The following is a 17972-nucleotide window of genomic DNA, read 5'->3' as shown; positions in this document are numbered from 1 at the left end:
AGACATAAGTCACTCCCCTGTTGCAAAGCCTACTATCCGTTATACCACCACGACACGAGCGCGCCACGCCCATTGTCTATACTCAACACACAACAGACAACGGAGTGCGCCATGCCTTTACCTGATTTCAAATCCTCTGAACCCTACACCCTCGGCATCGAGCTTGAACTCCAGGTGGTGAACCCGCCGGGCTACGACCTGAGTCAGGACTCTTCCGCGCTTATCGCTGCCGTCAAAGACGACATTAAAGGCGGTGAAGTCAAACACGACATCACCGAAAGCATGCTCGAAATCGCCACTGGCGTGTGCCAGACCATCGACCAGGCGGCGGCGCAGTTCTCGGTGATGCAGCAGAGCATCCTGCGCGCGGCGGCGGAGCAGCATATTCAGATCTGCGGCGGCGGGACCCATCCGTTCCAGAAGTGGCAGCGGCAGGAAGTGTGCGCCGATGAGCGCTATAACGTCACGCTGGAGCGCTTTGGCTATCTGATTTTACAGGCGACGGTGTTTGGCCAGCACGTGCACGTGGGATGCCGAAACGGGGACGACGCCATTTATCTGCTGCACGGCCTGTCGCGCTTCGTGCCGCACTTTATCGCCCTCGCCGCGTCCTCTCCCTATATGCAGGGCACGGACACCAGGTTTTCCTCGTCGCGTCTCAACATCTTCTCGGGCTTCCCGGATAACGGTCAGATGCCGTGGGTCAACAGCTGGCAGGAGTTCGAGGGGCTGTTCCGACGCCTGAGCGCTACCAGCATGATCGACAGCATTAAAGATCTGCACTGGGACATCCGCCCCAGCCCGCACTTCGGCACCGTGGAGGTACGAGTGATGGATACCCCGCTGACGCTCGGCCACGCGATTAATATCGCCGGGCTGATCCAGGCGACGTCTCACTGGCTGCTGACCACGCGGCCGTATAAGCATCAGGAGCGGGATTTTCTGCTGTACCGCTTTAACCGTTTTCAGGCGTGTCGTTACGGGCTGGAGGGGGTTCTGACGGACGTGCATACCGGCGAGCACAAAACCGTGGCGGACGATATCGCCTGGCTGCTGGAGCAGGTTGCGCCGTCGGCCGAGAAGCTCGGTGCAACGAGCGCAATCAAGGAAATTGCCCTGCTGTTAAAGCAGGGCAAGAGCGAGGCGCAGCGCATGCGGGACTTCATCGCCGACGGCGGCTCGCTTATTTCTCTGGTTCAGAAGCACTGCGAGCTGTGGGCGACGAGTCCGTAAGGCCGTGGCCCCACTCGCGCAGGCGCTGAAACAGCACGAACAGCGCGGGGATGAACACAATCCCCACCACGGTTGCCACCAGCATGCCGCTGAACACCGTGGTGCCAATGATGCGGCGGCTCTGGGCACCCGCCCCGGTCGCCAGCATCATCGGCAGGACGCCGATGATGAACGACACGGCGGTCATCATCACCGCGCGGAAGCGGCGCGATGCCCCTTCCCGCGCGGCATCGACAATCGCCATCCCGTCCATCCGCCGCGCCCGGGCGAACTCCACGATAAGAATCGCGTTTTTCGCCGCTAACGCGATCAGCAAGACCAGACCGATCTGCACGTACACGTCGTTGGCGTAGCCCGCCAGCCACAGCCAGACCAGCGCCCCGCCGATGGCGAACAGCACCGAGAGCATCACGCTTGCCGGCAGCGTCCAGCTCTCGTACTGGGCGACGAGGAACAGCCACGCCATCACCACCGCCGCCAGCACAATCCATACCGCCTGGTTGCCGGTCTGCTGCTCCTGATACGACATGCCGCTCCAGGCGTAGTCGTACCCCGCAGGCAGGCTCTGCGCCAGAATTTCGCCCATCGCCGCCATCGCGGTGCTGCTGCTTACCCCTTCCGCTGCCGAACCGCTTACCGATACCGACGGGAACTGGTTGTACTGCTGAATAAATGGCGCGCCGACGGTCGGCGTGATGGTGACGAGGTTGCTCAGTCGCACCCGCTCGCCGCTGTTGCTGCGCACGAACAACTCGCTGATTTGCTCCGCGCGCTCGCGCCACTGCATCTCGTTCTGCATCACCACGTGGTAAACGCGGTTGTTGACGCTGAAATCCCCGGCGCGGGTGCCGCCGAAGGCGGTTTGCAGGCTGCTGAAGATGCGCGACACCGGCACGTCGAGCCGGGCCGCACGCTCGCGGTCAACGGTCAGCGTCAGCTGCGGCACGTTGCTGCTCCAGGTGGTGAACACGCGGCTCAGCTGCGGATGCTGGTTGGCTTTTGCCAGCACCTCACGCGTAACGCGCTCCAGCTCCGCCGGGCTCTGCCCCGCCTGCGCCTGAATGCGCAGGTCGAAGCCAGAGGCGTTGCCCAGCCCCGGCAGCGTCGGCGGCGCGAAGGTCATGATGGTCGCTTCGGGCAGGGCCAGCAGCTGGCGCTGAAGGGTGCCCATCACCTCATCCAGCGGCGGGCGCTCGCTCCAGTCCTTCAGCATGATGGAGATAAACCCGCCGTTGGAGGCGCTGGTGCCGTTGAGGATGTTAAACCCGGAGACCTGAATCACGTCTTCCACCGCCGGGTTTTTAGCGATCAGCTCGCGCGCGGAGGTCATTACCGCTTCGGTGCGCTCCAGCGAGGCCGCCTCCGGCAGCTGGACGCTGGCGAAGAAGTAGCCCTGATCTTCCTGCGGCAGGAAGCCCTTTGGCATCGACATAAAGCTGAACGCCACCACCGCTGCCGCGCCTGCGGTGGCCAGCAGCGCCAGCCACGGACGCCGGTTGAACACGCTCACTATCCGGGTGTAAAGCGTGCGCGTGGCGTCCAGCCCACGGTTGAACCCACGGAAAATCGCAGCAGGCTTCGCCGGACGCGAGCGCAGCAGCATGGCACAGAGCGCGGGCGTCAGGGTCAGCGCCACCAGGCTTGAGAGCGTGACGGCGGTGGAGAGCGTCACCGCGAACTGGCGGTACAGCTCGCCGACGATCCCCGGCAGGAGCGCCACCGGCACAAACACCGCCAGCAGCACCAGCGTGGTGGCAATCACCGGCCCGGCGATCTGGCGCAGCGCCAGCGCGGTCGCCGCCGTGCGGCTCTGCCCTTCCGCCATCAGGGTTTCGACGCTCTCAACCACCACGATGGCATCATCCACCACCATGGTCAGCGCCAGAATAATGGCGAACAGGCTCAGCGTGTTGGCGGAGTAGCCGAGCGCGTAGAGCACCGCAAAGGTACCCACCAGCGACACCGGAATGGCGAGGGCGACAATCAGCGTCGCGCGCCAGCTTTGCAGGAACAGGGAAACAACCACCACAACCGCCAGCATGGTCAGCGCCAGCGAGACGCCAATCTCTTTAATGGTGGCGGCAACGAAGGTGGTGGTGTCGAATTTCACTTCATAGACCAGGTCGTCCGGAAAGCGCGTCGAGAGACGCTCCAGCTCCGCGCGCACCGCGTCGGCCACGCGCAGGGCGTTAGCGGACGGCGTCGGGTAGATGCCAAGATAAGCAGAGTCATGCCCGTTCAGCTGGGCGCCAGAGCTGTAGCTGCGCGAGCTGAGCTCAATGGTCGCCACGTCCTTCAGGCGCACCAGCTGGCCCATCTCCCCGGCGCGAATAATGATGTCGGCAAAGTCTTCGGCCTGGCTTAAGCGCCCCAGCCCGTTGATGGTCAGCGTCTGCTGCTGGCCGTTGAATACCGGTGGCGTACCGATCTGGCCCGCCGCCCCCTGCACGTTTTGCTCGCGCAGCGCCTGCGCCACGTCGTCGGTGGTGACGTTCAGGGCGTTCATGCGGTCCGGACGCAGCCAGATGCGCATGCTGTAGTCCCGCGCGCCAAACATCTGCACCTGTCCTACGCCCGGCAGACGCGACAGCGCCTCGCGCACCTGCGTGCTGGCGTAGTTGCTGACAAACAGCGGCGTGTGGGTGTTGTTCGGTGAGTAAAGGCTTACTCCCATCATCAGGTTGGTGGCGCGCTTGCGCACCTGCACGCCGTTTTGCTGTGCCTCGGTCGGCAGCTGCGCCACGGCCTGCGCCACGCGGTTCTGCACGTCGATGGCGGCGAGGTCCGGATCGGTGCCCGCCGCAAAGGTGATGTTCAGGCTGTAGCTGCCTTCATCCGAACTGGTGGACTCCATATAGAGCATGTGATCTACGCCGTTAAGCTGCGTCTCCAGCGGCGTGGCGATGGCCTCCGCCACGTCAGCCGAGCTGGCGCCCGGCCAGCTGGCAGAGACATTCACCACCGGCGGGGTGATCTGCGGGTACTGCTCCACCGGAATGATCCTCAGCGCGATGGCCCCCAGCAGGGTGATGACCAGCGCAATCACCATCGCGAAGCGCGGGCGTTTGATGAAAAACGTCAGCATGATGGCTCCTTAATTGAGTATCTGGACGGCAGCGCCGGGCTGCACGCGCTGCGCGCCGTCGGTAATCGCTCGCTCACCGAGCTTCACGCCGGAGGCAATCTGAAACTGCTGGCCGATTTGCCCGGCAATTTTCAGCGGGCGCCTTTCGGCTTTGCCGTCGGCGTTAACCACCCAGGCGAAGAACCCGTCGCCGTTCTGCTGGACCGCGGCGGCAGGCAGCGTCAGCACCGGCTGCTCGCTCGCCGGACGCAGATAGACATTCACGTTGCCGCCGGGCAGCAGCTGGTGGCGCGGGTTCGCAAACTCGGCGCGCAGCATTACGCTGGCGGTGCGCGGATCGATGCGGTTGTCCACGGACGTCAGTTCCCCGCCGACGCGCTGACCGTTGCTGTCGATCAGCGCCTGCCAGGCCTGCTTCATGGCGCTGATATCCGCATGCTGTCCGGCTTTGGTGGCAAATGCGCCCTCTTCCAGCGCAAAGGCGATGCGGATGGGATCGAGCTGCACCACCTCCACCAGCACGCCGCTGGCAGGATTCACCAGGCTGCCCACGTGGAACTGGCTATGCCCCACGCGACCGTCAATCGGTGAGGTGATGCGGGTGTAGTTCAGGGTGACGCTGCGGGTATCGAGCCGGGCTTTCGCCTGCTCCAGCGCGGCGCTCGCCACGTCGCGCTGCATGCGGGCGTTGTCCACGTCGTGACGGCTGATGGCGTTGCTGCTGCCCAGACTTTCGAAGCGGGAAAGCTGCTGCTGCGCCTGACGCAGCGTGGCTTCGGCGCTTCTCACTTCGGCCTGCGCCAGACGCAGGGCGGCACGCGGCTCGGCGTCGTCCAGCTCAAACAGCACGTCGCCTTTTTTCACGTACTGCCCGTCGCGGAAGTGGATTTTCGTTATCACGCCTTCCGTACGCGCGCGCAGCTCAACGGTGTGAATAGCTTCGATGCGGCCCGGGATCTGGCGCTCGGCGGCATGGGCGGTCTGCTCCACGGTGGCGACGCGAACGGGAATAGCCGCGGCGAATGCGGGTGGCAGCGTGCAGGCGAGGAGTGCGAACAGGAGCGGGAATTTCATTAAGAAGTACCTCAGTGTTTTCCCCTCACCCTAACCCTCTCCCCAAAGGGGAGAGGGAACTTGAACACCCTCTCCCCTTTGGGGAGAGGGTCGGGGTGAGGGGTAAGGTTTTGGTTTTCGTTATGCAGCCTTACGGAACCTGCGGGTCAGTCGCTTCTCGATTTCGACGACGAAGAACATCACCCCAGCCACCGCCAGCGTTACGAACCAGTAGCGCAGCGGCAGCGCTTCGGTGCCGAACAGCATCTGCATAAACGGCAGGTAGATAATCGCCGCCTGGAGCAGGAACAGTACGCCCGTCACCAGCCAGATCCCTTTGTTCGCCAGCAGGCCGCGGTTCAGGGAGAACCCGTCGGTGTTGCGGCAGTTAATCATGTACACCCACTGGGCGCAGACCAGCATCTGGAGCAGCACGGTGCGGATGAACTCCGCGCTGTGGCCGCGCGGGGCCAGCCAGGCTTCAAGCGCAAAGGCGGCGATGGCAATCATGGTGCCGACGAAGGCCACGCGCCATACGGCGTAGGCGTCCATCACGTGCTGCCCGGTCTGGCGCGGTGGGCGGCGCATAATGTTGCGCTCGGCGGCCTCAAAGGCCAGGCCGAAGGAGAGCGTGGCGGAGGTCGCCATGTTCATCCACAGAATCAGCACCGGCGTCAGCGGAATGATATTCCCCGCCAGCAGCGCAATCACAATCAGCAGCCCCTGTGCCAGGTTGGTCGGCATAATGAACAGGATGGTTTTCTTCAGGTTGTCGTAAACGCGACGCCCCTCTTTCACCGCGCTGGCGATGGTGGCGAAGTTATCGTCCGTCAGGACCATGTCCGCCGCCTCTTTGGTAACTTCCGTGCCTTTGATGCCCATCGCGATGCCGACGTCCGCCTGGCGCAGCGCCGGGGCATCGTTTACGCCGTCGCCGGTCATGCCGACGATTTCGCCTTTATCCTGCAACGCTTTCACCAGGCGCAGCTTATGCTCCGGGCTGGTACGGGCAAAGATGTCATATTTCACCGCCGCTTCCGCCAGCTCGGCGTCGTCCATTTTCTCCAGCTGATAGCCGGTGACCGCCTGCTCGCTGTTGGTGATCCCCAGCATCTGGCCGATGCTCATCGCCGTCTGCGGGTGATCGCCGGTGATCATCTTGACGCGGATCCCCGCCTGCTGACAGGCGTTAATTGCATCAATCGCTTCCGGGCGCGGCGGATCCATCATTCCGGCAATGCCGAGGAAAATCAGGCCGTGGCTCAGGTCGTCGTGCGTTAACGCCTGCTCGCCGTTCGCCGGCTTGAACGCCGCGGCAACCATGCGCAGCCCCTGACGCGCATAGCGCTCCATCTCCGTTTCCCAGTACGCGCGGTTGAAGGCTTCCGCACCGTTACGCGTCTGCTGCTGGTCGCACAGGGCGAAAATGACGTCCGGCGCGCCGGTAATCAAAATCTGCTCCTCACCGCCAATCTGGTAGTGGGTGCTCATATACTTGTACTGCGAGTCGAACGGGATCTTGTTGATAAGGGTGGTCATCACCGGCGCGAGGTGGGCTTTCGCCGCCAGCACCTTCAGCGCGCCCTCGGTCGGCCCACCGGTAATGCCCCACAGGCCGCGCTCGTCCTGAATCAGCTGGCTGTCGTTGCACAGGTCAACGGTGCGCAGGTACTGCTCGAGCACGGTGCCCGGCTGGATCTGTACCGGCTCATCGCTGCCTTCCAGGTAGATATTGCCCACCGGCTCGTAGCTGTTGCCGTCCACGCGGTAGCAGGTATCGGCAGTGATGATGGCTTTGACCGTCATCTCGTTCATGGTCAGGGTGCCGGTTTTGTCCGAGCAGACCACGGTCATCGCGCCCAGGGTTTCAACCGTCGGCAGCTTGCGGATAATCGCCCGCTTGCGCGCCATCGCCTGCACGCCCAGGGAGAGGATGATGGAGATAATCGCCGGCAGGCCTTCCGGTACGGAGGCGACCGCCAGGCTAATGAGGGAGAGCAGCAGCTCGCCCATCGGGATCTCGCGGAACACCAGGCTGAAGACGAACAGCGCAGCCATCATTGCCAGAATAATGGCGAAGATGGCTTTGCCCAGCTTGTCCATCTGCACCAGCAGCGGGGTGCGGTGTTTTTCAATGCCCGCCATCATCTGGTTGATGTGGCCGAGCTCCGTATCCTTACCGGTCGCGGTGACTACGCCGACGCCGCCGCCCGCGCTTACCGTCGTTCCTGAAAAGACCATATTGGTGCGGTCGCCCAGCGGTAATTCGCCGTTAAGCGGATTCGTGTGTTTATCCACCACCGTGGATTCGCCGGTCAGGATCGCCTCTTCCACGCCTAAATTATGCGCTTCGATTAAACGCATATCCGCCGGAATACGATCCCCTGCGCGCAATACAATAATATCGCCCGGGACGATTTCCGTCGTCGGGATAGTTTCATGGTTGCCGTTACGAATAACGCGCGCCTCGCTGGAAAGCATATTGCGAATACTCTTCAGCGATTTTTCCGCGTTGCTTTCCTGAATGTGGCCAATTAGCGCATTGATGACCGCCACGCCCAGAATAACCAGCGTATCAACCCAGTGGCCCATTACCGCGGTTAATACAGCAGCCGCCAGCAGGACGTAAATCAGCACGTCGTTAAAGTGCGCGAGAAAACGCAGCCAGCCCGGCTTGCCTTTTTTCTCCGGCAGCGCGTTTGGGCCATGCTTTTGCAGACGCGCCTGCGCCTCGGCGCGGTCAAGGCCGCTGGCCTGGCTTTGGGTGTGGGCAAGCACCTGCTCTATGTTCTGCTGGTACGCCTGTCCGCCTGCGGGTGGCATATTCTGTGAGAAATTTTTTTTGGTCATGGTATTTTTCCTTCAATATCCGGTGGTCGGAAGCCGGAATTCCTTTCTGGCTTTAATTAATTCATTTTTAAGTCTTGCGGGTTAAATTGATCTACCGCAATATAATGACGACAAGGTTATTCAAAACTGATTAAAATTATTTCGATGCGCTGATTTTTACAAAATATTTCTAAACCAACACTAAACGAGGAGGAACCATGTTTGGTATTTATCGCGGACGGCGCCTGGCGTTATACATTGTCGCAGCCATTGTTATTGCGACGTTAATTGGATATAGCACCTATAGCTTTGTAAAATTATTTTCGTAAAAAAGACGTTTATTTACATTACGCGATATTAATTTAATCGCATCGGCGTTTATATTCTTTTTTGGCTATTTATTCGCAGAATAACGGCGGGCTGTGTCTTAGTTTTGCCAGCCGGGATGATATTGCTTTACGTTTCAGGATGCCGGACAATGACATTTTTAACTGACGATTAACATTACGATGAAACACCCGTTAGAATCGCTGATTACCGCAGGGGGCATTTTACTGATGGCCCTGCTCTCCTGCCTGCTGTTACCTGCGCCATCGCTTGGGCTGGCGCTGGCGCAAAAGCTGGTTCAGACCTTTCATATGGTCGATCTGAATCAGCTTTACACCATTCTGTTCTGCCTGTGGTTTTTACTGCTCGGCGCCATCGAATTCTTCATTCTGCGTTTCGTCTGGCGCCGCTGGTTTTCACTGGCGTCGTAGGCCGGTGAAATCGCGCATCCCGTGGATCAGCGCTTCGCACCAGGCCGCGTAGTCGTGGCCGCTGGACCACGGATGGAAACTGACGCGATAGCCTTTTTGCCTCAACACCTGTTCAAAATCCTTCGTGGTGCGATAGATGCCACCGCCCGGCCCCGCGGTTTCAAACTTCCCGGCCTGTAACCAGAAGCGCACCGGATACGGCGGAGACTGCTGGTACTGACGCGTCAGCCAGCCGGGGGCTTCACCTTTTGGCGCCCACCAGTAGGAGCCGGAAAGACTCAGCACGTTGCCAAACAGCCGCGGGTAGCGTAGCGCCACCCAGGAAGAGGCGATTCCCCCGTAGCTTGACCCCGCCAGCACCGTTTTTTGCCGCTGCATCGCGATGCCCTGTCCGCGAAGCCACGGCAGCAGCTCGTGCGCCATGAAATCGGCGAAATCCGGGTTCGGCGGCAGTTCGTTGCCGCGTCGGGCATGATCGAGGCTGTCGATAAACACCACGTTAATGGGTGGCAGATGGTGCCGGGCAATCAGGCCATCCAGCACGTTGGCAAAACGGTACTCGTCCTGATAAATCTGTCCGTCGAAGAGGATGAGCGTCCAGCGCGCGGGCTGCGCGCCGCGCGGTTTATAGATCATCACTTCACGGGAATTGCCGAGGATAGTGCTGCTCAGCATCTGGCGGCTCAACGTTCCGTGCACCAGCGGCTGTGCCGTAGCCTGAACGGAGCAATAGCGCGCCGGGCTGAGATCGAGCAGGGAAAAGCGATTCCAGCGATCCGCCTTCTGTTCACCAAAGGTGTTCGGGTTAAGCGGATCGGCCTGCGCGCTCACCAGGATCGCCCGGCGCCTGTCGAGGGCAGAACCTTCCACGATCGGTACATCGGGGGCGAGCTTGTACTGCATCACCGTGTCAGCGGGCACCACGTAGCTGCGAAACCAGACGTCGCTGTTGCCCAGGCGGAACAGCGGATCGTGATCCCCCGCCGGAGAGCCGAGAATGAACACGTTATCGCGCGCGCCGCGCCACAGAAAGGTCACGCGCTTATGGTATGCGTCAACCGGCTCCACCATCGGCGTGCCCTGCCGACGCTGCGCCTGCCAGAACGCCTCGGTACTGCCACCGGCAGAAATAGCGTTTGCCAGCGCCTTCAGCGTCGGGCTTTCAGGCGCCAGCCTCTGTACGCGCGGCAAGGCGGAAGTCTCTTTCATTCGCCACTGAAAACGCCACGGCTTGCCCGCTTCGCCGTGCAGCACCAGCGAGGTGCGCTGTTTCACCGGCAGGGCAAACAGCAGCGTGTGTTCGCCGTCGGCAGGCCCGCCTTCGACCAGCGTGCGAATGCGGCGGTTTTGACCGTCCAGCAGGCGCGCATCCGTCACGCCGTTCAGCGTGGCGGAAACGTAATTTTCACCCAGCTCGGGCAGCAAAAAGCAGACTTCGCCGCTGGCATCAAACTTTCCCTGAACATCCCCCAGCAGGGACGACTCCTCGCACGTGGCCGCCACCGCGGGCAGCGCGCCGATCCCCACCAGCAACCCACTCCATACGCTCTTCATTACCGCTTGTTTCCCAACGAAATTTGGCATCAACGCTAATGCAAATGGTAATAATTTGCAATATCACCTACAGCGTTTTACCGGTGATGTCAGAACGATCGCAGGTGTCGGCATGGGCTACAACGGCAGCGAGGCAATAAAAAAGCCGGGTGGCGGCTACGCCTTACCCGGCCTACAGGCCGTCAAATTTAATGTGTCTGGCTGTGATTTTCTTTGCGGTACGCGCCGGGCGGCTGGTTGAAGGTGCGGGTGAAGATGCGCGTAAACGTCTGCTGCGAGTCAAAGCCGTAGCGCAGGCAGATGTCGTACACGCGTTCGTTTGATTCACGCAGGTCGCGCGCCGCCATCAGCAGCTTGCGCTCACGGATATAGCGCCCCAGACTTTCACCTTTGTATTGCATAAACAGCCGCTGTAAATGCCACTTTGAGTAACCCGCGTGGCGGGCAATCTCTTCGATACGTAACGGCTGGTGCAGGTTGTCATCGATCCATTCGACAATCGTGTCAATGACCTGAGCGGAAATCGTCATACTGCTCTCCCCCTCTGATTCTCGCTTAAACATTATTCCCACCACTCGCGAAATTTTTGCGTGGAATCACTCACCCGGACAGGCTCGCCCAGCTCCGGCGTCAGCAGCCGGTAGTTTTTATCCTTACTGGCTTTCGCCAGCTGGATCAGCGGATCGTTCCAGGTATGTTTCGCCAGCACAAAACGCCCGTTATGGCCCGGTACGATCGCTTTAGCATTGAGATCTGCCGAGGCCTGCGCCGTTTCTGCCGGATGCATATGGATGTACTTCCAGTCCTGGTCGTACTGGCCGTTTTCCATGATGGCTAAGTCAACGCCGCCAAACTGCTCGCCAATCGCTTTGAAGTGCGGGCCGTAACCGGAGTCTCCGCTGTAGTAAACCTTCCGCTCCGGGGTGACAAACATAAAGCTGCCCCACAGGGTCTGGTTACGCTTAATGCCGCGCCCGGAAAAGTGGCGTGCGGGCAGCACGTGAACCGTCAGCGCATCGCTGATGTGTACAGACTGATTCCAGTCCCGCTCGTCAATTATGTCCGGGTTCATGCCCCAGTAGCGCAGGTGTGAGCCCACGCCGAGCGGCGTGACCACGCGCTTCACCTTCGGCAGCAGCGCCCTGATGGTGGCGTAATCCAGATGGTCATAGTGATCGTGAGAGATAATCAGCAGGTCGATCTCCGGCATGCTCTGTGCGCTCCACGGGTACTCCCCCGCAAACGCTTTATTGAGGAAGGAGAACGGCGCGGCGTAGTTACCCAGAACCGGATCGATCAGGATGCGCTTTCCCGCCAGCTGCATATACCAGGAGGAGTGGCCGAGCCACACCAGCGTGTCCTGTTCAGGCGACAGGCTGGCCAGTTCGGTTTTCACCAGCGGCAGAGGCTGAGCAGGACGAGCATTTTCGGTTTTACGGGTAAGAAACTGCCACCACGCCACCAGCATATTTTGTTGCCCGGTAAAGCCCGGCGTAGGGAGCGTGTTGTGGAATTGCCCGTCGCGATAGTGCGGGGAGGCTTCCACTTCAGAGAGCTGCGCACCCTGCGGCGGCTGACCAAATCCGGCATTCAGTACAAACGGTAGACTCGCCGCTGAAGCAATAATCATGACTAACACCACGCAGATGAATAGAGGCTTTTTCATTTCCTGACCCGCCAACGCGCCCCTTCCGATGGTTTGCGCGGGTGACACTTGATTATGAGTGAGTAAGCACTCATTATAGATAGGATGCTTACGCCGTCAAGAAGGTTTTCGATCTTTGACATTCCGCGTTGCAGCGTAACAAAGCACGTGTTTCAATCAGGGCTTTTACAATTGACGGGAGGAAAAATTTAGTGGCACGTCCGAAGAGTGAAGATAAAAAACAGGCCTTACTGGAAGCAGCAACCGCTGCATTTGCGCAGTCAGGTATTGCCGCCTCAACGGCGTTAATTGCCCGTAATGCGGGCGTCGCTGAAGGGACGCTGTTTCGCTACTTTGCTACCAAAGACGATCTGCTGAATGCCCTCTACCTGCATCTGAAGCAGGATCTTTGCCAGACCATGCTGGCGAACCTCGATCGCACCATCACCCTGCCGAAAGAGCATACCCGCAATATCTGGAACAGCTATGTGGACTGGGGTATTCGTAACCCCGTGGCGCATGCGGCTATCCGCCAGATCGGCGTCAGTGAAAAGCTGAACGCGGAAACGGAGCAGGCGGTGAAAGATATGTTCCCTGAGCTGCATGAACTGTGCCGCCGTTCGATTCGCCAGGTATTTATGTCCGACGAGTTTAAGACCTTCGGTGATGCCATGTTCTTATCGCTGGCGGAAACCACCATGGAGTTTGCTACCCGCGATCCATCCCGTGCCGTCGATTTTAAAGCGCTGGGCTTTGAGGCCATGTGGCGCGGGCTTGCTGAGGAGGATAACGATGGACGGTAAAACGTTGCAGGCGCACGCAAAACGCGTCGCACTGGAGATGCCCTTCACCGAACATTGCTGGCCGTTTGGGCCGGAGTATGACGTGTTTAAGGTGGGCGGGAAAATTTTCATGCTGATGGCGACCGTACGCGGTCGGCCCCACGTCAGCCTGAAGTCCGATCCGGAAACATCGCTGCTCAATCAGCAGATCTACCGTGGCGTGGAGCCCGGCTACCATCTCAACAAGAAGCACTGGATTTCCGTGTACGGCACCGACGACGTTACGCCTGAGCTGGTCACCGACCTGATTACGGACTCGTGGAACCTGGTCGTCGACAAACTGCCGAAAAAAGACCAGAAGCGGATACGCCCGACCTGATTGTTCGCCTGAGGCGAACAGTATAAGCGCTCGAATCGCACTTATCTTTTCCCGCTTCGCGCGGTAATCTGCTTTCCTTTCACGCCCGCCCACGGGCGAATTTCATCACCAGGAGTTGTTATGGATATTATTTCTGTCGCCCTGAAACGCCACTCAACCAAGGCGTTCGACCCCGCTAAAAAACTGACCGCAGAAGAAGCGGAAAAAATCAAAACGCTGCTGCAATACAGCCCGTCCAGCACCAACTCGCAGCCGTGGCACTTTATTATTGCCAGCACTGAAGAGGGTAAAGCGCGCGTGGCAAAATCCGCGGCGGGCACTTACGTGTTCAACGAACGCAAAATGCTGGATGCCTCTCACGTAGTGGTGTTCTGCGCGAAAACCGCGATGGACGATGCCTGGCTTGAGCGCGTTGTCGATCAGGAAGAAGCCGATGGCCGTTTCAACACGCCGGAAGCCAAAGCCGCGAACCACAAGGGCCGCTGCTACTTTGCCGACATGCACCGCGTGGATCTGAAAGATGACGACCAGTGGATGGCGAAGCAGGTTTACCTGAACGTCGGTAACTTCCTGCTGGGCGTGGCCGCAATGGGCCTGGACGCGGTGCCGATTGAAGGCTTTGACGCGGCTATTCTTGATGAAGAGTTTGGCCTGAAAGAGAAAGGCTTCACCAGCCTGGTGGTGGTCCCGGTCGGGCACCACAGCGTGGAAGATTTCAACGCCACGCTGCCGAAGTCTCGTCTGCCGCTGAGCACGATTGTGACCGAGTGCTGATTCAAACGGGCCGCTGCACGCGGCCCGTTACGTTTTACTGATGACCAGCCTGCGGTGCGGATGGACATCGCGATCGCTTCCCCAGGCAAAGGCAATCCATCGCTCTTCCAGCTCAGCGTAAGAGTTTACGGGTGTTAACGTCCATTCTTCTCCCACCGTACCGTCTGCCACGCTAATGCGATAGTTCATGGTGAACGCCCAGTCGATCATGCGCAGCCAGAACCGTTGCCCGTCCCCCGTTTGCTCGCTGTCGGAAACTACGATGTCGTATTCGCTGAGCACCCACTGGAAAAATAATTGCGGTAATCCGCTTATTACGCGCTGGTGGACGGCGCGCGGGGTGCGCCATACCATCACCTGCGTGGCGGCACCGTGGGGAAAGGTAATTTCTTTATGAAATGTAAGCTTCACGGCATACGCCGTATAAGGCTTACCGTCATCGGTAGTCACTAGACGATATTCATCACCATAACGCGATTTCAAAAGCCGGTATCCGACAGGCAGCAAGAACCCCGGCAGATGAAAATCCGCAGTACCCCGCGCCAGAAATGCTTCGGTATGTTCGACGTTTCGGGAGATAAGCCCGAGTTTTTGGCTGAACTCTGCGGAATCAATCATCAGTGGCGACATTCGTTGTTTCTCATCGCATAAGTATAGTCAACTTAACTTCCAATAGAAATCGCGTAAATTCAGTACGTTGATTAAGCGTCAATAGAGCGTAATCTGCGGATGCTTTACCCCACACACCATCGCATAACGCGTTAAAGTATCGAGACTCGCCCGGGTAATATTCGCTTCCATTCTTGATACCGTTGGCGCGCTGACGCCCATCCGCTCCGCCACCTGGGCGCGAGTCAGGCCAGCATGACTGCGCCATTGCGCCAGCATCTCCCGCAAACGCTCCTTGCGCTCTTCTGCATCAAAGGAAGCCTGAACCTCTGAATCGCTTAACAGTTCAGCCCTGAGTTCATCCCAGTCAATAATCTTCTTGCTCATCTAACATCTCCTGTTGTCGCTTCAGTGCCAGACGAAGTTCAGCAGAGGGCGTTTTTTGCGTCTTCTTGATAAACACCCGCAGCAGAAAAATTGTCTTTTCTCGCTGATAGACGTAGATCCCACGCGTGTGGATCAGCCCGACGGTTCTGATTTCAAACAAACCATAGGGTAAGGGTTTGCTGACAGGCTCTCTCAGTGCCGTCGGATTAACGCATAGTTTATCAAGCTGACGAATCAGCTTCGCCTGTACCCCAGCAGGCAGGGAGAGGATCTCATCCCTGACCGCCTTATGAACGATAAGTCTGAACACGTTATTCATCCCTGATATTAGCATATAAGGCAATTTGCATTAAAGGCTAATTTTGCCCTTCATGACTCACCTTACCTGCTTTTAACAGTCAGTACCGGATCCGCATTGATTCCCTGAAAGCGCCTCGCAAAAAACTTATTTCCCCTGCCCGGCCAGCCACGCCATCGCCCGCTCTCCCGCCTCGTCTACCGGGAGATACACCAGCAACCGCGATCCGTTTCGCGGCGCGGAGTACCAGTACATCTGCTGGAGATGGAAATCCCCCAATTCTGGATGGGTAAACAGCTTGAGCTGATTCTCCACGCCGCGCACGTCGTTGCGCTGGTGCCACAGGGTTTTGAACTCCTCGGAAACCGCGAAAAAACGCGCCAGCTTCGCTTCCCAGAGCGGGTCGCCCCGGTGTTCGGCCATTGCCGCGCGGAAATAGGAGACGAAAATCGGCAGCACGTCGTCACGTTTGCCGAGCCGCGCGCGCCACGCCGGATGGGTGAGGAAGAGATAAATACAGTTGCGATCTTCCGGCGGTATGGCGTTGAAATCGACGCCCATCAAATGCCCGAAGCTGTCGTTCCAGGCCACGATATCGAAATTCGGTTTCTGAATGCTGGCGGGTTTTGGCATCAGCGTATCCAGCAGGCGACGCGTGCCTTCGCTGATCCCCTCGCAGCAGACCGCCTGCGGGGCTTCACCCGGCGGCAAACCGGCGAGCACAAAAAGATGTCGGGCTTCGGTTGGGGTGCATTGCAGCGCTTTTGCGATGGCGGCCATCACCGCGCTGGACGGGTTGACGTCCCTGCCCTGTTCCAGCCAGGTGTACCAGGTGACGCCGACGTCCGCGAGCATCGCCACCTCCTCGCGGCGCAGGCCCGGCGTGCGGCGGCGGCCGCTGCGCGGTAAGCCGAGGCGCTGCGGGTCGAGACTTTCACGCCGGGCACGTAAAAAGGCGCCCAGCTGCTTGCGGGTGTCATCCTGGAGAGAGGTGACAGGTTCAGACATCAGCGCCATAAAATCTCCTGCATGGTAGTGCCAGTACCAGTATAAGCAAGAACTGGTACCCGTTTATCAGATGGTTGATGCTACGACTCTACGCTGTTTGACGCAATGGAGTCACCATGAATACGTCAGTTGTTTCACCGGGTCGTGCGGGCCTGATACTGCTGTTAACCGGCCAGATGCTGCCGCTGATTGACACCTCAATCACCAACGTGGCGCTGGATTCCATCACCCAGTCGTTACACGCCACAGCTACCGAACTGGAGCTGATTGTCGCCCTCTACGGCGTGGCCTTCGCCGTCTGCCTGGCCCCCGGCAGCAAGCTGGGCGATAACCTTGGCCGCCGTCGTCTGTTTATGTGGGGCGTGGCGAGTTTTGGCCTGGCCTCGCTGCTGTGCGGCATGGCGGGCAATATTGAACAGCTGCTTGCCGCGCGCATTATTCAGGGTGCGGGCGCCGCGCTTATCATGCCGCAAATTCTTGCGACGCTGCATGTCACGTTAAAAGGGACGGCACACGCCAAAGCGATCAGCCTGTTCGGGGGGATCGGCGGGATTGCGTTTATCGTCGGCCAGATGGGTGGCGGCTGGCTGGTGTCGGCGGACATCGCCGGGCTGGGCTGGCGCAACGCCTTCTTTATCAACGTGCCGATTTGTCTGGTGGTGCTGGCGTTAAGTCGTCGCTACGTGCCGGAAACCCGCCGCGATACGCCGTCGCGCATTGACTGGACCGGAACCGTCCTGCTGACGGCGATACTGTGCTGTCTGCTGTTCCCGATGGCGCTCGGCCCGCAGTGGCACTGGTCCTGGCCGCTGAAGGCCGCGCTGATGGCGATTGTGCCGCTGGCCGGGTTAATGGTGCTGAGTGCGCGCAAAAAAGAGCGTGAGGATGCCCACCCGCTGATTGCGCCGCGTCTGTTGCAGCTGCGCAGCATTCGCTTTGGCGTGCTGATTGGGATGCTCTTTTTCAGCGTCTGGTCCGGGTTTATGTTCTGCATGGCGCTGACCATGCAAAGCGGTCTGGGGATGGCGCCGTGGCAGTCCGGGAACAGCTTTATCGCGCTCGGTGTGACCTATTTTATCTCTGCCTGGTTCGCCCCACGCCTGATTGCCCGCTACAGCACCAGCGCCATCCTGCTGACCGGGCTTGCGATTCAGCTTGTCGGCCTGGTGGCGCTGATCGCCACGTTCCGCCACTGGGGAATGCACAATACCGCACTGACGCTGGCTCCGGCTACCGGGCTGGTGGGTTACGGGCAGGCGCTGATTGTGAACAGCTTCTACCGCATCGGGATGCGCGATATCCAGCCTGACGACGCAGGGGCCGCGAGCGCGATTTTAAGCACCCTGCAACAAGCTGCGCTGGGGCTTGGCCCGGCCATTTTTGGCGCAATTTTGCTGCACGGACTGCACACTCATCACGGCGATTACACCCAGGCGGTCAACGTCTTTCTGATGGTGGAAACGGTCATGATGGTGGTGCTGGCGCTGGCCACGCTGCGCATGCGCCATCGCCTGAGTTTACCGGTCGTCAAGGCCTGCCCGACGACAAAATAAAACAGCCGGAATTTGCATAATAGAT

Annotated in this window: 16 protein-coding genes; 6 read left to right on the top strand and 10 right to left on the bottom strand. The window is 59.4% G+C overall.

Translation table 11 applies throughout. From position 1 onward, the window contains the following. The first annotated feature begins 111 nt into the window (after positions 1 to 111). The gene (locus IM267_RS03280; protein ID WP_063868913.1) at positions 112 to 1233 is read left to right on the top strand and encodes a YbdK family carboxylate-amine ligase; all 1122 of its coding nucleotides are present in this window, start codon (positions 112 to 114) and stop codon (positions 1231 to 1233) included. Here the strand turns inward: IM267_RS03280 and IM267_RS03275 are convergent. From IM267_RS03275 to IM267_RS03265, 3 genes are all read right to left on the bottom strand, one after another. After that, positions 1184 to 4318, bottom strand: a complete 3135-nt coding sequence (locus tag IM267_RS03275) for an efflux RND transporter permease subunit (protein ID WP_193032726.1) — start codon at positions 4316 to 4318, stop codon at positions 1184 to 1186. The two genes, IM267_RS03280 and IM267_RS03275, sit on opposite strands and share 50 nt — an antisense overlap. A 9-nt stretch (positions 4319 to 4327) precedes the next feature. After that, positions 4328 to 5392: an efflux RND transporter periplasmic adaptor subunit gene (locus IM267_RS03270; protein WP_193032724.1), complete on the bottom strand. Its 1065-nt coding sequence runs from the start codon at positions 5390 to 5392 to the stop codon at positions 4328 to 4330. Between the two features lie 120 nt (positions 5393 to 5512). Then, positions 5513 to 8221: a cation-transporting P-type ATPase gene (locus tag IM267_RS03265; RefSeq protein ID WP_193032722.1), complete on the bottom strand. Its 2709-nt coding sequence runs from the start codon at positions 8219 to 8221 to the stop codon at positions 5513 to 5515. 488 nt (positions 8222 to 8709) lie between these two features. Here IM267_RS03265 and IM267_RS03260 point away from each other — a divergent pair, with 488 nt between their 5' ends. Beyond that, positions 8710 to 8958, top strand: coding sequence for a DUF1158 domain-containing protein (locus tag IM267_RS03260; protein ID WP_063451549.1), 249 nt, complete (start codon positions 8710 to 8712; stop codon positions 8956 to 8958). On the opposite strand, the gene IM267_RS03255 is transcribed toward IM267_RS03260, so the two are convergent. The 3 genes from IM267_RS03255 to IM267_RS03245 all read right to left on the bottom strand — a co-directional run bounded on the left by IM267_RS03255 (position 8944) and on the right by IM267_RS03245 (position 12178). After that, a complete protein-coding gene (locus IM267_RS03255; RefSeq protein WP_193032720.1) occupies positions 8944 to 10512 on the bottom strand; it encodes an alpha/beta hydrolase-fold protein in 1569 nt (522 codons plus the stop codon). The two genes, IM267_RS03260 and IM267_RS03255, sit on opposite strands and share 15 nt — an antisense overlap. 188 nt (positions 10513 to 10700) lie before the next feature. Then, a complete protein-coding gene (locus IM267_RS03250; RefSeq protein WP_063451551.1) occupies positions 10701 to 11042 on the bottom strand; it encodes a RamA family antibiotic efflux transcriptional regulator in 342 nt (113 codons plus the stop codon). Between the two features lie 32 nt (positions 11043 to 11074). Then, positions 11075 to 12178, bottom strand: a complete 1104-nt coding sequence (locus IM267_RS03245; RefSeq protein WP_063868923.1) for a RomA family MBL fold metallo-hydrolase — start codon at positions 12176 to 12178, stop codon at positions 11075 to 11077. Between the two features lie 191 nt (positions 12179 to 12369). On the opposite strand from IM267_RS03245, the gene IM267_RS03240 reads away from it, so the two are divergent. The 3 genes from IM267_RS03240 to nfsB all read left to right on the top strand — a co-directional run bounded on the left by IM267_RS03240 (position 12370) and on the right by nfsB (position 14092). After that, positions 12370 to 12960: a TetR/AcrR family transcriptional regulator gene (locus tag IM267_RS03240; RefSeq protein WP_063451553.1), complete on the top strand. Its 591-nt coding sequence runs from the start codon at positions 12370 to 12372 to the stop codon at positions 12958 to 12960. Beyond that, the gene (locus IM267_RS03235) at positions 12950 to 13318 is read left to right on the top strand and encodes an MmcQ/YjbR family DNA-binding protein (RefSeq protein ID WP_131636123.1); all 369 of its coding nucleotides are present in this window, start codon (positions 12950 to 12952) and stop codon (positions 13316 to 13318) included. Before IM267_RS03240 ends, IM267_RS03235 begins: the two co-directional genes overlap by 11 nt. A gap of 120 nt (positions 13319 to 13438) precedes the next feature. Further along, the gene (gene nfsB / locus IM267_RS03230; protein ID WP_193032718.1) at positions 13439 to 14092 is read left to right on the top strand and encodes an oxygen-insensitive NAD(P)H nitroreductase; all 654 of its coding nucleotides are present in this window, start codon (positions 13439 to 13441) and stop codon (positions 14090 to 14092) included. Positions 14093 to 14119: 27 nt separating this feature from the next. On the opposite strand, the gene IM267_RS03225 is transcribed toward nfsB, so the two are convergent. The 4 genes from IM267_RS03225 to IM267_RS03210 all read right to left on the bottom strand — a co-directional run bounded on the left by IM267_RS03225 (position 14120) and on the right by IM267_RS03210 (position 16403). After that, the gene (locus tag IM267_RS03225; protein ID WP_045260722.1) at positions 14120 to 14722 is read right to left on the bottom strand and encodes a hypothetical protein; all 603 of its coding nucleotides are present in this window, start codon (positions 14720 to 14722) and stop codon (positions 14120 to 14122) included. Positions 14723 to 14800: 78 nt separating this feature from the next. Beyond that, positions 14801 to 15088 carry a helix-turn-helix transcriptional regulator gene (locus IM267_RS03220; RefSeq protein ID WP_193032717.1) on the bottom strand — a complete coding sequence of 96 codons (288 nt, stop codon included), beginning with the start codon at positions 15086 to 15088 and terminating at the stop codon, positions 14801 to 14803. Continuing rightward, positions 15069 to 15398 (bottom strand): type II toxin-antitoxin system RelE/ParE family toxin, encoded by a 330-nt coding sequence (locus IM267_RS03215; RefSeq protein WP_131636121.1) that lies wholly within the window; start codon positions 15396 to 15398, stop codon positions 15069 to 15071. The genes IM267_RS03220 and IM267_RS03215 overlap by 20 nt, the downstream gene beginning before the upstream one ends. Positions 15399 to 15533: 135 nt before the next feature. After that, positions 15534 to 16403 carry a helix-turn-helix transcriptional regulator gene (locus IM267_RS03210; protein ID WP_107534850.1) on the bottom strand — a complete coding sequence of 290 codons (870 nt, stop codon included), beginning with the start codon at positions 16401 to 16403 and terminating at the stop codon, positions 15534 to 15536. Positions 16404 to 16510: 107 nt separating this feature from the next. Between IM267_RS03210 and IM267_RS03205 the strand changes: the two genes are divergently transcribed. Further along, entirely contained in the window at positions 16511 to 17947 is a 1437-nt protein-coding gene (locus tag IM267_RS03205) for an MFS transporter (protein WP_193032715.1), read from the top strand. The last annotated feature ends 25 nt before the right edge of the window (positions 17948 to 17972 follow it).

The sequence above is a fragment of the Enterobacter cloacae complex sp. P15RS genome, from assembly GCF_014895905.1.
GTDB classification, from domain to species: Bacteria; Pseudomonadota; Gammaproteobacteria; order Enterobacterales; family Enterobacteriaceae; genus Enterobacter; species Enterobacter quasihormaechei.
This window is presented reverse-complemented; position numbering and strand designations above follow the sequence as displayed.

Coding starts and splice junctions, on each gene's coding strand:
- IM267_RS03280 (WP_063868913.1), top strand. CDS start 112: ATGCCTTTACCTGATTTCAAATCCTCTGAACCCTACACCCTCGGCATC.
- IM267_RS03275 (WP_193032726.1), bottom strand. CDS start 4,318: ATGCTGACGTTTTTCATCAAACGCCCGCGCTTCGCGATGGTGATTGCG.
- IM267_RS03270 (WP_193032724.1), bottom strand. CDS start 5,392: ATGAAATTCCCGCTCCTGTTCGCACTCCTCGCCTGCACGCTGCCACCC.
- IM267_RS03265 (WP_193032722.1), bottom strand. CDS start 8,221: ATGACCAAAAAAAATTTCTCACAGAATATGCCACCCGCAGGCGGACAG.
- IM267_RS03260 (WP_063451549.1), top strand. CDS start 8,710: ATGAAACACCCGTTAGAATCGCTGATTACCGCAGGGGGCATTTTACTG.
- IM267_RS03255 (WP_193032720.1), bottom strand. CDS start 10,512: ATGAAGAGCGTATGGAGTGGGTTGCTGGTGGGGATCGGCGCGCTGCCC.
- IM267_RS03250 (WP_063451551.1), bottom strand. CDS start 11,042: ATGACGATTTCCGCTCAGGTCATTGACACGATTGTCGAATGGATCGAT.
- IM267_RS03245 (WP_063868923.1), bottom strand. CDS start 12,178: ATGAAAAAGCCTCTATTCATCTGCGTGGTGTTAGTCATGATTATTGCT.
- IM267_RS03235 (WP_131636123.1), top strand. CDS start 12,950: ATGGACGGTAAAACGTTGCAGGCGCACGCAAAACGCGTCGCACTGGAG.
- nfsB (WP_193032718.1), top strand. CDS start 13,439: ATGGATATTATTTCTGTCGCCCTGAAACGCCACTCAACCAAGGCGTTC.
- IM267_RS03225 (WP_045260722.1), bottom strand. CDS start 14,722: ATGTCGCCACTGATGATTGATTCCGCAGAGTTCAGCCAAAAACTCGGG.
- IM267_RS03220 (WP_193032717.1), bottom strand. CDS start 15,088: ATGAGCAAGAAGATTATTGACTGGGATGAACTCAGGGCTGAACTGTTA.
- IM267_RS03210 (WP_107534850.1), bottom strand. CDS start 16,403: ATGGCGCTGATGTCTGAACCTGTCACCTCTCTCCAGGATGACACCCGC.
- IM267_RS03205 (WP_193032715.1), top strand. CDS start 16,511: ATGAATACGTCAGTTGTTTCACCGGGTCGTGCGGGCCTGATACTGCTG.